We start from the raw sequence: 13762 nt of genomic DNA on the forward strand, positions 1-13762 counted from the left end.
ACGTCATGCAGAGTCCGCTTTTCGCCTTCACCGAGGCACAGACCCAGGACCGCTACGCCCTGCAGAACAGCCAGCTGCTGCGCGTCGCCCTCCAGGGCCACGAAGACGTCCTCGCCCGTAAGGGCACGATGGTCGCCTATCAGGGGCTGCTCGAATTCGACGGCAACTACCAGACACCGGGCCAGCACCGGACCCGCGCGCGCTCCGGTGAGGGCCTCGATCTGATGCGCGTCTCCGGGCAGGGCACGGTCTATCTGGCCAACCTCGCCCAGTACGTCCATGTCGTCGACGTCGACCACGACGGCCTGACCGTCGACAGCAGCTACGTTCTCGCGCTGGACTCCGGCCTCCACTGGGAGGCCGTCTCCGTCGACAGCCAGTACGGCATCTCCGGCACCGGCAAGTACCAGCTCAACATCTCCGGACGGGGCAAGGTCGCCCTGATGACCTCCGGCCAGCCGCTGATGTTGCAGGTCACGCCCGACAAGTACGTCAACGCCGACGCCGACGCGGTGGTCGCCTGGTCCGCTTCGCTGCGCGTCCAGATGCAGGCGCAGACGCACTCCTCGGGAGTGTTCCGCCGGCGCGGCAACACCGGCGAGGGCTGGGAGCTGAGCTTCCTCGGCCAGGGCTACGCACTGGTCCAGCCCAGCGAGCTGCTGCCGCCGCAGAACGCCGTCATCGGCTCCGGTGCGGCCGCCCAGTTCGGCATGGGTCAGCAGGGCGCCCGGGGACAGAACCAGGGCAACATCTTCACCAACTGACCCGCCGGCCGACCGCTGACACACCTCCGGCGCCCGCCCCGGGAAGGGACGGGCGCCGGAGGTGTGGCCGCTGCCGTCTAGAGCAGCGCGCGGGTGCGCTCCACCAGGCGCGCCACCGACGCATCGGCGACACCGGGCACCTCGTCGTACGCGAACCACCGCAGGTCAAGCGACTCGTCGCTGATCTCCGCCACCGCGCCCGCGGGCGCCAGCGCCGCATACTGCACGTCCAAATGCCAGGCGCAGGGCGTGTGATGACGGTCCAGCCGCACCGGGCCGCCGGGCAGCAGCGTCAGCCCCCGCGCGATCCCGGACTCCTCACGCGCCTCCCGCAGCGCCGCATCGGCCAGCGAGGCGTCCTCCGGCTCACAGTGGCCGCCCATCTGGAGCCACATCTTCAGCTTGCGGTGCAGGGTGAGCAGCACCCGCCCGCCGGCCGGATCGATCACCAGCGCACTGGCCGTGAGATGCCCGTCCTTGCAGGGCTTCCACATGCCGTCCTGATGGGCGGCGAGATGATCCAGATACGTCAGCCGCAGCTGTTCCTGGTCGGGGGACGGCGCGGGCCACTCCTTGAGCACCCGCGCCGCGTCCTCGTGCAGACTCACTTGTCGCCGTCGCCCTTGCTCTCGCCGGGGGTCTCGTCCGGGCCGTCGCTCTCCCGGGCGGGCTTGCCCAGATCCGGCTTGCCGCCGCTCGCGGCCTCGCCGAGCATCTTGTCGAGCTCGGAGAAGTCCGGCTGCTCGTGGTGCACGAACCCGTCCGGGTCGTCCAGATCGGCCGCCGTCGGCAGCATGTCCGGGTGCTCCCACAGGCCGTCGCGGCCCTCCAGGCCCCGCGCGTCCGTCAGCGACGCCCACAGCCGCGAGGCGTCCCGCAGCCGCCGCGGACGCAGCTGGAGACCGATCAGCGTCGAGAACGTCTGCTCGGCGGGGCCACCGCTCGCCCGGCGCCGCCGCAGCGTCTCACGGAGCTTGTCCGCCGACGGCAGATGCGGCTTGGCGGCGGCGTGCACCACCGCGTCCACCCAGCCCTCGACGAGCGCCAGCGCGGTCTCCAGACGTGCCAGCGCCGCCTTCTGCTCCGGAGTGTCCTCGGGCTGGAACATGCCCTGCTGAAGGGCGTTCTGGAGCTCCTCGGGATGCTGCGGATCGATCTGGCCGACCACGTCCTCCAGCTTGGTCGTGTCGACCTTGATCCCGCGCGCATAGCCCTCGACGGCACCGAACAGATGCGAGCGCAGCCACGGCACATGTGCGAAGAGCCGCTGGTGGGCGGCCTCGCGCAGGGCCAGATACAGCCGCACCTCCTCCTCCGGGACGCCCAGGCCCTCGCCGAAGGTGGCGATGTTCCCCGGCAGCAGCGCGGCCTTGCCGGCCGGGCCGAGCGGCAGCCCGATGTCCGTCGAACCGACGACCTCGCCCGCCAGTACGCCCAGCGCCTGGCCGATCTGGGTGCCGAACATCGCGCCGCCCATGGAGCGCATCATCCCGAGCAGCGGGCCCGCCATGGCCTGCATCTCCCCGGGCAGCACATCACCCATGGCCGCCCCGACGCGCTCGGCGAGCGGGTTGACCAGGTCCTTCCACACCGGGAGGGTCTCCTCGACCCACTCGGCGCGGCTCCAGGCCACCACCGAGCCGGAACCCGACGGCAGCGACGTCACACCGTCCAGCCACAGATCCGCCAGCCGCACGGCCTCCTCGACCGCGCTGCGCTCACCCGGCGACAGGCTCGCGTCCTTGCTGCCGTCCTCGGCGCCCTGCGCGACGGTCTGTCGCGCGATGTCCTTGGCCATGTCCCAGTTCACCGGGCCGCCCTCGTAGGAGAGCATCTGCCCGAGCTTCTGGAAGGCGGCTCCCAGGTCTCCAGGGTTCATCTCGCCACCGGGGCCGCCCATGCCGCCGAAGAGCGCCGCGAACGGATTGTCCGCGCCGCCGCTCCCGCCGCCGAACCCGAACGGGTCCGCGGGGCCCTGGCTACCTCCCTGGCCGCCCTTCTTCTTGCCGTTGTCGCCGTCCTCCGGCTCCTCCGGCGGAAGGCCGAATCCAAATGGGGTGTCACTCACGGGTTTCCTCGGCTCGTAGGGCCGCCGACCAGGTGGCCGACGGCGGCTGCCCGACATCACCTCCAGCGTAGACACCCGGACCGCTTCGGGGCTCGGTGCTTCGCTGTCCCGGTGGCTGCGGCAGGATGGACGCCACCTGGTGCGTACGCATGACCACACGTTCGCACTGAAGACAACCGCTGGAGACGCCCGGTGAGTTCCCCAGATCCGACCGTTCGCGCAGCGCGAAACGCTGCGGCCCAGACCGAGAAGGCAGGCAATGGCGCAGACGGCACCACGGACCGGCCGCTGCGACGGCCCGTCGTCGCCGTCACCGGAGCCGCGTCCGGGGTCGGGGCGCTGCTTACCCGCGCCCTGGTCGCGTCCGACGAGGTCAAGGAGGTGGTGGCCATCGACGAGCGGCGCGGCGACGTCGCCGAGGCACACTGGCATGTCCTCGACGTCCGGGACCCCGCCATCGCCGACAAGCTGCGCGGCGCGGACGTCGTCGTGCACCTGGCGCTCGACCTCGACCTGGAGACCGACGACGCGGCGCGCACCGCCTACAACGTGCGCGGCACCCAGACCGTGCTCACCGCGGCCGCCGCCGCCGGCGTCCACCGGGTGGTGCTGTGCACCTCCGCCATGGTCTACGGGGCGCTGCCCGACAACGACGTGCCCCTGGCCGAGGACGCCGAGCTGCGCGCCACCGCGGACGCCACCGGCGTCGGCGACCTGCTGGAGATCGAGCACCTGGCGCACCGCGCGCCCCGCGCCCACCCCGGCCTGAACGTGACCGTGCTGCGCCCCGCCGTCCTGGTGGGCGGCACCGACACCGCGCTGACCCGCTACTTCGAATCGCCCCGCCTCCTGGTCGTCGCCGGATCCCGCCCCGCCTGGCAGTTCTGCCATGTCGAGGACCTGGTCAGCGCCCTGGAGTACGCCGCGCTGGAGAAGGTCGACGGCGAGCTGGCGGTGGGCTGCGACGGCTGGCTGGAGCAGGAGGAGGTCGAGGAGCTGTCCGGCATCCGCCGCATGGAGCTGCCGTCCTCGGTGGCCCTGGGCGCCGCGGCCCGGCTGCACCGGATCGGCCTGACGCCGTCGCCCGCCGGGGACCTCGCGTACACGATGCACCCGTGGGTGGTCAGCGGCAGCCGGCTGCACGATGCGGGCTGGCGGCCCCAGTGGACGAACGAGGAGGTGCTGGCCGAGCTCCTGGAAGAGGTCGCCGGACGGCACACCGTCGCCGGCCGCCGGCTCGGCCGCAAGGACGCCACGGCCGCGGGTGCCGCCGGTGCCACCGTCGCCCTCCTGGGCACCGCCGCACTGGTGCGGCGCGCCCGTAAGGCCCGCCGCCGCATCTGAGCCGTACCGGGCCCGCCGGGCTGGAGGAGTCTCCATACGGCGGGCCGGACGACCGGCGGAAACGGCCATTACCGCGGCGCCCCCGGTTGCGGCACGATGGGGGCATGTCTGGCATGCCCTCCCCTTCGTCCCCCGGCCGCGACCACCCCGGTGAGCGGGCCGCGGCGGACCCGATCCGGCTCCTGGAGATCCGCGACACCCCGCTCTCCGTGGACGAGGTGTTCGCGGCCGTGGGCGATACAGCGGCGGGCGGCACGGCCCTGTTCGTCGGCACGGTCCGCTCGCACGACAACGGCGCCGACGTCGACGGCCTGGGCTACTCCGCGCACCCCACGGCCGAGGTGGAGATGCGCCGGATCGCCGAAAAGGTGACCGCAGCCTTCCCGGTCCGCGCGCTGGCCGCCGTCCACCGGGTGGGCGATCTGCGCATCGGTGATCTGGCCGTGGTCGTCGCGGTCTCCTGCCCGCACCGGGGCGAGGCGTTCGAGGCCTGCCGCAAACTGATCGACGACCTCAAGCACGAGGTGCCGATCTGGAAGCACCAGATGTTTTCCGATGGGACCGAGGAATGGGTCGGCGCGTAGCGCCGTCTTCTGGGGGGAAGGTCGGAAGGATCGGCGCGTGGCCCGATTTCGGGTGCGTAATCGCGCGTTCTCCGGGCAGTCGACAGAGCAGACAGGGCGGGGCGTTGGCCCGGAGTCACGGGACGGTGAGCTCCGAACGTGAGGCCGAACCGGTGCCGTGTGTTCCGGTTGCGTAACCCGCCCCCTGGCATAAGCGTTGACCCAGCAGATGGTTAATCTGCTTATTCGTCGATCGCGGTTGTACAAGGGGTTGGGAGGTCGCTGATGGGTGCGCTCCTCTGGTTGCTGATTCCGGTCGGCGCCGGGCTGATTGCCGCGGTGTGGAGCAGCTGGACCATGCGGAATCGCAAGACCGGGGATGTGGCAGAACTCGCGGGCTATGCCCGGTTCCGGGATGCCATGGAAAAGGAGCATTCCGTTTCCGAGCCCGCCTCGGATCCGGTCTGAACCTTCGCCGTTTCTCTGGAAGCAGCGGATGAAAGCGCCACTCTCCGGGGTGGCGCTTTTCTGCGGGCGGGTGCCCGGCCCCGTACGGACGGCCCCGCGGGCCGGTTGTCATACCCGTCCCGTACTGTCGTTCCATGCCACGCCGCACCGCGACGCTGCTCGCCTCGATCCTGATGTTGATCGCGCTGCTCTGCGCAGGGGTGCTGATCCCCGTGCCGTATGCCGAGATGTCTCCGGGGCCGACGGTCAACACCCTTGGTGATCACGACGGTGAGCCGGTGCTGCAGATCTCCCGGCACAAGACCTATCCGACGACGGGTCATCTCAACATGACCACCGTCCGGGTCACCGGCCCCGACTACCGGATGAACCTCTTCGAGGCGGTGTACGGCTGGCTCGGTCACGACAACGCCGTGGTGCCGCACAAGACGCTCTACCCCGAGGGGCAGACGGCCGAGCAGGCCGACCAGGAGAACGCCGAGGAGTTCAGCCAGTCCCAGGAGAGCGCCAAGGCCGCCGCCCTCAAGCAGCTGCATCTCCCGGTCGCCGCCCAGACCGTCGTCGGCTCCGTCGTCAAGGACAAGCCCGCCGACGGCCGGCTGCACGCGGGCGATGTGATCAAGGCCGTGGACGGCACGGAGGTCAAGCAGACCGGCGATGTCGCCAAGTTCGTCACCCGGCACAAGCCGGGCGAGAAGGTCGTCTTCACGATCATCCCCGCCAAGGAGGCCGCGGCGGCGGAGAAGCAGGGCAAGAAGGCCGCCGCCGGCGCGAAGCAGATCACGATCCGCACGCAGAAGGCGGACGACGGCCGCGCCATCGTGGGCATCCAGGCCGGTGTGGATCACACCTTCCCGTTCCCCATCGACGTCAAGCTGGCCGATGTCGGCGGCCCGAGCGCCGGGCTGATGTTCGCGCTCGGCATCGTCGACAAGCTCACGCCCGGGGACATGACCGGCGGCAAATTCGTGGCCGGTACGGGCACCATCGACGACAAGGGCAAGGTCGGCCCGATCGGTGGCATCGCGATGAAGACGGTCGGCGCGCACGACAAGGGCGCGGAGTTCTTCCTGACGCCCAAGGAGAACTGCGCCGCGGCGGCCAAGGACACCCCGAAGGGGCTGACCCTGGTCAAGGTCGGCACCATAGGCGACGCCGTCAAGGCGCTGGAGAAGATCCGCAAGGGCGACACCGCCGGCCTGCCGAGCTGCGGCCCGGCCGGGCGGGCCTAGAGCCGCCCCGGGCCCCGGGAGCCGGACGCGAGACATCCGGCCCGGGGAGGGGCCCGGAACGCCGCGGTCAGGCCTCGAAGGTCGTGGCCAGCGCTTCCGCCAGGCCCGGCACCAGCGCCGAGCCGGTGAGCACCTCGGACGTGGAGTCCTTCTCGCGCAGCCGCAGCGCCGACTCGCGGCGGCCGTCCCGGAGCACGGCCACCGTCATGCGGACCTCCTGGCGGTCCGGGTGCTTGGCGACCCACTTGGCGAGCTGCGCCTCGTCCATGCCCGCGGGCTCGGAGTCCTCGGCGGACGGCGGCAGCATCAGCCGCTCGACGGTCAGCGCACAGCCGGTGACGGCGTCCGGCCAGGCGATGGTGGCCAGGAACTCGTCCAGCGGGACGCCCGCCGGGATCTCGTCCTGCTCCACGGGGGTCAGGGACGTGGTGGTGGAGTCGTCGATACCGAGCTGGGCGGCGAGCGAGGGCTCCTGCGCACGCAGCTTGGCGGTGTCGACGAGGGCGAACAGTCGGGCCGGCTGATCCCAGCCGAGCCCGGCGCTGTACTCGTCGATCTCGAGTACCGCGCGGGTCAGGGGGTCGGCGGCGAGGGGGGTGCCGTCAACGGGGAGGTTGGTCATGCTCAACATCGTGCCTTGTGTACCCCGGAAAGCGGGAACTGAGTAAAGCCTTCGTAAGTTGCATCGGTGGGTCCTACTATCGCCGGGCCTGCTCCACACGACAGCGAACTTCGAGGTGCGCACCTTGGCTTTCCAGATGCCGGACCGCGGCGGAGGCCCGACAGGGCCACGGATCAGAGTCGGCCGACCATCGCGGCGGATCCGGACCCTGCTCATGACATTGGGTGTGCTGGCCGTATTGGCCATGCTCTTCGTGATGTTTGCGGGGTTTTGGACGGATTGGCTCTGGTATCGATCGGTCAAGTACTCCTCGGTCTTCACGACCACCCTGCTGACCAAGATCGGTCTGTTCTTCTCCTTCGGCGTGGTGATGGCCGCGGCCGTCGGCGTCAACATCTGGCTGGCGCACCGGCTGCGGCCGCCGCTGAGCGCGATGTCCATGGAGCAGCAGAGCCTGGACCGCTACCGGATGAGCATCGCGCCGTTCAAGAAGTGGGCGCTGATCGCGATCACGGCGGTGATCGGGCTGATCGCCGGTGCCTCCGCCTCCGGCGAGTGGCGCACCTGGCTGCAGTGGGTCAACGGCGTCCCCTTCGGCAAGAAGGACCCGCAGTTCGGGATGGACGTCGCGTTCTACGCCTTCGATCTGCCCTGGTACCGCTTCCTGTTGAGCTTCGGCTTCGCCTGCGCGGTGCTGTGTCTGGTCGCCGCGGCGCTGACGCACTACCTCTACGGCGGGCTGCGGCTGACCAGCCCCGGTTCGCGGGCGACGGCGGCGGCGACCGGCCATCTGTCGGTGCTGCTGGGCATCTTCGTCTCGCTCAAGGCGATCGCGTACTGGCTCGACCGGTACGGCCTCGCGGTGAAGTCCAGCGGCCTGAAGTCGGCCGACAACTGGACGGGCCTGCGGTATGTCGACGCCAACGCCTATCTCCCGGCGAAGACCATCCTGTTCTTCATCGCGGCGATCTGCGCGGTGCTGTTCTTCGCCACCCTCTGGCGGCGGACCTGGCAGCTGCCGGTGATCGGCTTCGGCCTGATGGTGCTCTCGGCGGTCCTCATCGGCGGGCTGTATCCGGCCATCGTGCAGAAGTTCCAGGTCCAGCCGAACGAGCAGGCCAAGGAAGCGCCGTACATCAAGCAGAACATCAAGGCGACCCGGGACGCGTACGACATCCAGGATTCCGAGGTCACGCCGTACAAGGGCGACTACCAGCCCACCGGCAAGGCGGACAGCCAGCGGCTGCGCGACAACGCCGACACGACGGCCAGCATGCGGCTGCTCGACCCGAACGTGGTCTCGCCGGCCTTCCAGCAACAGCAGCAGGTGCGGGGGTACTACCAGTTCCCCTCCACCCTGGACGTCGACCGCTACAAGGACAAGGACGGCGCCGAGCAGGACACCGTCATCGGTCTGCGTGAGCTGAACATCGCCGGTATCCCCGAGCGCAACTGGATCAACGACCACTTCAAGTACACCCACGGCTACGGCGCGGTCGCGGCCAAGGGGACGGAGGCCTCCGAGGGCGGCGGTCCGAAGTACACGGAGTCGGATCTGCCCGCCAAGGGGCAGCTCGGCAAGTACCAGCAGCGGGTGTACTACGGCGAGAAGACCTCGCAGTACTCCATCGTCGGCGGTCCGCAGAAGGAACTGGACTACTCCGACGACAGCGGCGAGAAGAGCTACAGCTACCGGGGCAAGAGCGGCGTCAACCTCGGGAACCCGATCAACCGTGCCGCGTACGCGGTGGCGTTCGGGGAGCCGCAGATCCTCTACTCCGGCGCGATCGGCGACGGCTCGCGGATCCTGTACAACCGCACGCCCAAGGAGCGCGTCGAATCCGTCGCCCCCTGGCTGACCATCGACGGCGACGCCTACCCGGCGGTCATCGACGGCCGGATCAAGTGGATCGTGGACGCCTACACCACCAGCAACGGCTATCCGTACGCCTCGCGCACCACGCTCGGCGACAGCACGGCCGATTCGCTCACCGACGGCCAGCGGGCGGTGGTGGCCCAGCAGAACCAGGTCAACTACATCCGCAACTCCGTCAAGGCGACGGTGGATGCCTACGACGGTTCGGTGAAGCTCTACCAGTGGGACGACAAGGACCCGGTCCTCAAGACCTGGATGAAGTCCTTCCCCGGCACGGTCGAGAAGAAGAGCGCCATAAGCCCGGCGCTCAAGGAGCATCTGCGCTACCCGCAGGACCTCTTCAAGGTGCAGCGCCAGCTGCTGACCACGTACCACGTCACGGACCCCGGCACCTTCTACACCGGCTCCGAGCGCTGGCAGATCCCGAACGACCCGACGACCAAGTCGGGCAACGCGGTCCCGCCGTACTACCTGAGCATGAAGATGCCGGACCAGAAGAACCGCGCGTTCTCGCTGACGACGACCTTCACGCCCAACAAGCGCGACAACCTCGGTGCCTTCATGGCCGTCGACGCCAATGCGACCAGCGGCGAATACGGCAAGATCAGATTGCTGAAGCTGCCGTCGGAGACGCCGGTACCCGGCCCGCAGCTGGTGCAGTCGAAGTTCAACTCCGATCCGGTCATCGCCAATGAGCTGAACATCCTCAAGAAGTTCGGCGACTCGGAGATCGAGTACGGCAATCTGCTGACCGTGCCACTGGACGGCGGACTGCTCTATGTCGAACCGGTGTATCTGCGCGGCGCCAACACCAACTACCCGCTTCTGAAGAAGGTGTTGGTCAGCTACGGCGACAACAAGCCCGTCCTGGAGGACTCCCTCAAGGACGCGCTGGACGTGGTCTTCGGCAAGAAGGCGCCCAGTACGGGCACGGAGCAGCCGCCGGGCGGCGGCGACACCGGCCAGCCACCGTCCGACCAGACGGTGCAGCAGGCCCTCGCCGACGCGCAGAAGGCCTACGAGGAGGGCGAGAAGGCGCGCGCCGGAGGCGACTGGGCCGGTTACGGCGAGGCCCAGAAGAAGCTGAAGGCGGCGCTGGACCGGGCGGCGAAGGCGTCCGAGAAGGGCGGCAAGCCGGGCAGCTGAGCCGGCCGCCCGTCTCCCCGGGCCCTGTGGCCGCCGGTGCGAACCGGTGGCCACAGGGCCGCGTTGGTACGGGGGCCCTCCGCCACCGTGATACCTTGAGATCACAACGACGCGGGGTGGAGCAGCTCGGTAGCTCGCTGGGCTCATAACCCAGAGGTCGCAGGTTCAAATCCTGTCCCCGCTACTGAAAGACGAAGGCCCGGATCCTTGAGGATCCGGGCCTTCGTCATGTGTGCGGGCCGATCGTCATGTGTTCCGGTCGATCCTGGGCAAAGGCCGGGTCGTACAACCCATGTGGGGAAGCTGTGTGCTTGAGTTTGCCAAGTCGTCGTGTCGGGAAGTCGACAAACCGCTGAAGTGACCTCACTGGCTGCGGTATACCAGGTGTACGCGGGTTACAGGTGATGCGACGATGGGTCTTATGGGGGACAAGGCAAGGTTGTTGGAGACGGACCGGTTTGTGCATGCGCCCGACGACGGGCGCGAATCCGACCTGCAAATGGACGCGATGGAGGCCGCCGAGGCAGCCGAGGCGTCCGATGCCGTGACCGAGTCCGGCCACCGCCGGGCCGCCGAGGCGGGCGACACCGCCGCGATGAGCGCGCTCGGCGCGATGCTGCTGCGCCGCGGTGACCTCGACGGCGCCGAGCCGCATCTGCGGTCCGCGGCCGCCGCCGGGGACCGCGCCGCGGCCAACAACCTGGGCGTGCTGCTCCACCAGCGGGGCTACGGGGACGAGGCGGCCGGCTGGTGGCGGATCGCCGCCGTGGCCGGTTCCGCCGCCGCGGCGCACGCCCTCGGGCGTTACTACCGCGAGCGCGGCGACGAGCCGGCCGCCGAGTACTGGCTGCGTCAGTCCGCCGAGTCCGGCCACTGCCTGGGCGCCTACGCCCTCGCCGACCTCCTGGAGCACCGCGGTGACATCGGCGCCGAGCGCTGGTTCCGTACGGCCGCCGAGCGGGGCCACCGCGAGGCGGCGTACCGCCTGGCCCGGCTCATCGAGGACGGGCGCGACGCGGACCACCGCGCGGTTCCCGCGTACGGGGAGCTGAAGCAGCAGGAGGAGGCCGAGCAGTGGTACCGCCAGGCCGCCGCGCGCGGCCACCGGCGGGCCGCGCTCCAACTCGGCGCGCTGCTGGAGGAGCGCGGTGACGTCCAGGAGGCGGGGCGCTGGTACCTGTCCGCCGCCAAGGACGGGGAGGCGCGCGCCGCTTGTGCGCTGGGCTTCCTGCTGCGGGACGCGGGGGACGAGGAGAGCGCCGCGGAATGGTGGCGGCGCGCCGCCCAGGACGGCGATGGCAACGCTGCCAATGCCCTCGGGGCGCTGCACGCCGACCGCGGTGAGCTGCAGACCGCCGAGCGCTGGTACCGCGTCGCCCTGGACGCCGGGGACGTCAACGGCGCCTACAACATCGGGCTGCTCTGCGCCGAGCAGGGCCGGGAGGGGCGCGGCGAGCAGTGGTACCGCCGGGCCGCCTACGCCGGGCACCGGGAGGCCGCCAACGCGCTGGCCATCCTGCTGCTCCAGCGTGGCGATGCCGCGGGGGCCGAGCCGTGGTTCTCCAAGGCGGCCGAGGCGGGCAGTGTGGACGCCGCGTTCAACCTCGGCATCCTGTTCGCCGGGCGGGGCGCGGAGCGTACGGCGCACACCTGGTACGAGCGGGCGGCCGCGGCCGGGCACACCGAGGCGGCGCTTCAGGTCGCCATCGTGCAGCTGCGGGACGGTGAGCTCCAGGACGCGGAGCGGAATCTGCGCTGTGCGGCCGGTGGCGGCAGCGCCGAGGCGGCCTTCCGGCTCGCCGACCTCCTCGACCGCCAGGCGGCGGCCGCGGGCGAGGGCCTGGCGGACGGGGAGCGCGCGGCGGACGACGAGAGCGTGCAGTGGTACGAGCGGGCCGCGCGCCAGGGCCACCGTCGCGCCCAGGTCCGAGTTGGCATGTTCGCGGCGGCTCGCGGGGAGGCCGTCGAGGCCGCCGAGTGGTACCGCGCGGCGGCCGAGGCCGGGAGCCGTAACGGCGCCTTCAACCTCGGGCTGTTGCTGGCCCGTGAGGGCAGCCTCCCGGAGGCCGCCCTGTGGTGGCAGCGCGCCGCCGAGGCCGGGCACGGCCGGGCGGCGCTCCGGCTGGCGCTGCTCGCCGCCCGGCGCGGTGCGCTCGCGGAGGCGCAGAGCTGGTGTGCGCACGCCGTGGAGCTGGGCCCGCCGGAGGTGGCGGAGCGTGCGGCGCGGCTGCGTACGGCGCTCCAGGAGGAGCTCAGCGCGTAGCGGGCGGCAGAGAGGTGTCCGGAAGCCCGGGACGGGCCCACAGGGGCCGGTCCCGGGCCCCGCCGGAAGGGATTTGCGCTGGTCGTCGGGCCGGGGTTAGAGTGTGGAACACAACGGCGCGGGGTGGAGCAGCTCGGTAGCTCGCTGGGCTCATAACCCAGAGGTCGCAGGTTCAAATCCTGTCCCCGCTACTGAAAGACCAAGGCCCGGATTCTCTGAGAATCCGGGCCTTCGTCATGCTCATCTCCGGAGCTGGTGGCCGACCGCCTCCGCGTACAGGCTGCGGTCGACGAGCCGGTTCTCCGGCAGCGGTGCGCCTTTGATGACGCCGGCGTCGCGGTAGGCCTTCTGGAGCCGGTCCGTGGTGTCCTTTCTGATCTCCCAGTCCATCCGGAGCGAGGGCACCGACGTCAGGATCTTCGCGTCGACGTCCAGCAGCTTCGCCAGCTCGGCGACGAAGGCCCGGTCGGCCTTGTAGTCGCCGGCGAAGTAGGTGTTGACCGTGCGGAGGTAGGCGCGCAAGAAGGCGACACCGGCGTCCGGGTCCCGCTGGAGCAGGGTCGGGCCGTAGAGGGCGCCGCCGAGCGGTTCGCCGCGGGGCTGGCCGCCGAGGAAGGCGTAATTCGCGTCGCCGTCGACCCGCCGCCAGACCGGGTCGAGCAGCCAGGCGGAGTCCACCCCGCCGCCGGTCAGGGCGGTCAGGACGTCGGCGGAGCCGAGCTGCTGGAAGGCGATGGAGTCCAGGCGGGCGCCGTGTCCGGCGAAGGTCCTGGCCATCGGGTACATGATCACGGAGCCTTTTCCGATCATGGTGCCCAGCTTCGTCCCCTCCAGGGAGACCGAAGAGGCGCGCTCCCCGTTCTTGAGGCGCACCCACAGGCCGCTCCGGGACTGCGGGGCGGGGGAGAAGTTGCCGGTCACCCAGCGGAGGTCGAAGCCGCCGTGGACGCCGTTGACGACGGCGGCCTCGGGGGCCGCCCACAGGGCGTCCAGTTCGCCCTTGGCCAGCAGCGGCAGCGCCTCCGGGGTGGGGAGCACCTTCAGCCGGACATCCAGGCCCTCCTTCTTGAACTCGCCCCTGGAGAGGGCCAGGCGCAGCGGGGCCACGTACTCGGCGCTGAGGGTGCCGGTGGCGACCGTGAGCGTGCGGCGCTTCGCGAGCGGGCGTGGGGCGGGGGCGCCCTTGGCGCAGCGGGCCGGTGCGCGGTCCGGGGCGAGGTCGGCGGGGTCGGTCCAGGCGGCCGGGCCGCAGCCCGCGACGGGCTTGATGGTGCGGGGCCGGGCGGCGGTCGGGTGGTCGTCGGGGGCGGCGCAGCCGGCGCCGAGGGCGAGTGCGGCGATCAGCGCGGCAGTGGTGGTGCGGATGCGCATGGGACCTCCGTACGGGGGCGGCGTCCGGTCGGACGGGGCGGTGCG

Annotated in this window: 11 protein-coding genes and 2 tRNA genes; 9 read left to right on the forward strand and 4 right to left on the reverse strand. The window is 70.8% G+C overall.

What is annotated here, in order from left to right; translation table 11 throughout:
• Window positions 1–5: 5 nt before the first annotated feature.
• Window positions 6–764 (forward strand): AIM24 family protein, encoded by a 759-nt coding sequence (locus tag QT196_RS26585; RefSeq protein ID WP_266733599.1) that lies wholly within the window; start codon window positions 6–8, stop codon window positions 762–764.
• A 77-nt stretch (window positions 765–841) separates the two neighbouring features.
• Here QT196_RS26585 and QT196_RS26590 read toward each other — a convergent pair whose 3' ends face one another.
• Both QT196_RS26590 and QT196_RS26595 read right to left on the reverse strand, forming a co-directional pair.
• On the reverse strand, window positions 842–1372 hold the full coding sequence (locus QT196_RS26590; protein ID WP_168481287.1) for an NUDIX hydrolase: 531 nt from the start codon (window positions 1370–1372) through the stop codon (window positions 842–844).
• Window positions 1369–2832 carry a zinc-dependent metalloprotease gene (locus QT196_RS26595; protein WP_168481288.1) on the reverse strand — a complete coding sequence of 488 codons (1464 nt, stop codon included), beginning with the start codon at window positions 2830–2832 and terminating at the stop codon, window positions 1369–1371. Before QT196_RS26595 ends, QT196_RS26590 begins: the two co-directional genes overlap by 4 nt.
• A gap of 192 nt (window positions 2833–3024) precedes the next feature.
• On the opposite strand from QT196_RS26595, the gene QT196_RS26600 reads away from it, so the two are divergent.
• From QT196_RS26600 to QT196_RS26615, 4 genes are all read left to right on the forward strand, one after another.
• Window positions 3025–4176 carry an SDR family oxidoreductase gene (locus QT196_RS26600; protein ID WP_168481289.1) on the forward strand — a complete coding sequence of 384 codons (1152 nt, stop codon included), beginning with the start codon at window positions 3025–3027 and terminating at the stop codon, window positions 4174–4176.
• Between the two features lie 104 nt (window positions 4177–4280).
• Complete coding sequence (locus QT196_RS26605) at window positions 4281–4760, forward strand: molybdenum cofactor biosynthesis protein MoaE (RefSeq protein ID WP_290355854.1); 480 nt, start codon at window positions 4281–4283, stop codon at window positions 4758–4760.
• A gap of 264 nt (window positions 4761–5024) precedes the next feature.
• Window positions 5025–5207, forward strand: a complete 183-nt coding sequence (locus QT196_RS26610; protein ID WP_042148404.1) for a hypothetical protein — start codon at window positions 5025–5027, stop codon at window positions 5205–5207.
• Between the two features lie 134 nt (window positions 5208–5341).
• The gene (locus QT196_RS26615; protein WP_168481290.1) at window positions 5342–6439 is read left to right on the forward strand and encodes a PDZ domain-containing protein; all 1098 of its coding nucleotides are present in this window, start codon (window positions 5342–5344) and stop codon (window positions 6437–6439) included.
• Window positions 6440–6506: 67 nt separating this feature from the next.
• Here the strand turns inward: QT196_RS26615 and QT196_RS26620 are convergent, their stop codons facing one another.
• Window positions 6507–7061: a PPA1309 family protein gene (locus tag QT196_RS26620; protein ID WP_211117428.1), complete on the reverse strand. Its 555-nt coding sequence runs from the start codon at window positions 7059–7061 to the stop codon at window positions 6507–6509.
• Window positions 7062–7275: 214 nt separating this feature from the next.
• Here QT196_RS26620 and QT196_RS26625 point away from each other — a divergent pair, with 214 nt between their 5' ends.
• From QT196_RS26625 to QT196_RS26640, 4 genes are all read left to right on the forward strand, one after another.
• Window positions 7276–10083 carry a UPF0182 family protein gene (locus QT196_RS26625; protein ID WP_211117429.1) on the forward strand — a complete coding sequence of 936 codons (2808 nt, stop codon included), beginning with the start codon at window positions 7276–7278 and terminating at the stop codon, window positions 10081–10083.
• Window positions 10084–10193: 110 nt separating this feature from the next.
• A tRNA-Met gene (locus QT196_RS26630) sits at window positions 10194–10267 on the forward strand.
• A 228-nt stretch (window positions 10268–10495) separates the two neighbouring features.
• A complete protein-coding gene (locus QT196_RS26635; RefSeq protein WP_190839440.1) occupies window positions 10496–12346 on the forward strand; it encodes a tetratricopeptide repeat protein in 1851 nt (616 codons plus the stop codon).
• 117 nt (window positions 12347–12463) lie between these two features.
• Window positions 12464–12537 (forward strand) — tRNA-Met (locus QT196_RS26640).
• Window positions 12538–12586: 49 nt separating this feature from the next.
• Here QT196_RS26640 and QT196_RS26645 read toward each other — a convergent pair.
• The gene (locus QT196_RS26645; protein ID WP_266733586.1) at window positions 12587–13717 is read right to left on the reverse strand and encodes an ABC transporter substrate-binding protein; all 1131 of its coding nucleotides are present in this window, start codon (window positions 13715–13717) and stop codon (window positions 12587–12589) included.
• Window positions 13718–13762: the final 45 nt, after the last annotated feature.

It is taken from the genome of Streptomyces sp. P9-2B-2 (genome assembly GCF_030406865.1).
In the GTDB taxonomy this organism is placed as follows: Bacteria; Actinomycetota; Actinomycetes; order Streptomycetales; family Streptomycetaceae; genus Streptomyces; species Streptomyces platensis.

Excerpts from the sequence above, each read along its gene's own strand:
- QT196_RS26610 (WP_042148404.1), top strand. The coding sequence starts at position 5,025 with ATGGGTGCGCTCCTCTGGTTGCTGATTCCGGTCGGCGCCGGGCTGATT.
- QT196_RS26620 (WP_211117428.1), bottom strand. The coding sequence starts at position 7,061 with ATGACCAACCTCCCCGTTGACGGCACCCCCCTCGCCGCCGACCCCCTG.
- QT196_RS26615 (WP_168481290.1), top strand. The coding sequence starts at position 5,342 with ATGCCACGCCGCACCGCGACGCTGCTCGCCTCGATCCTGATGTTGATC.
- QT196_RS26605 (WP_290355854.1), top strand. The coding sequence starts at position 4,281 with ATGTCTGGCATGCCCTCCCCTTCGTCCCCCGGCCGCGACCACCCCGGT.
- QT196_RS26645 (WP_266733586.1), bottom strand. The coding sequence starts at position 13,717 with ATGCGCATCCGCACCACCACTGCCGCGCTGATCGCCGCACTCGCCCTC.
- QT196_RS26585 (WP_266733599.1), top strand. The coding sequence starts at position 6 with ATGCAGAGTCCGCTTTTCGCCTTCACCGAGGCACAGACCCAGGACCGC.
- QT196_RS26635 (WP_190839440.1), top strand. The coding sequence starts at position 10,496 with ATGGGTCTTATGGGGGACAAGGCAAGGTTGTTGGAGACGGACCGGTTT.
- QT196_RS26625 (WP_211117429.1), top strand. The coding sequence starts at position 7,276 with ATGACATTGGGTGTGCTGGCCGTATTGGCCATGCTCTTCGTGATGTTT.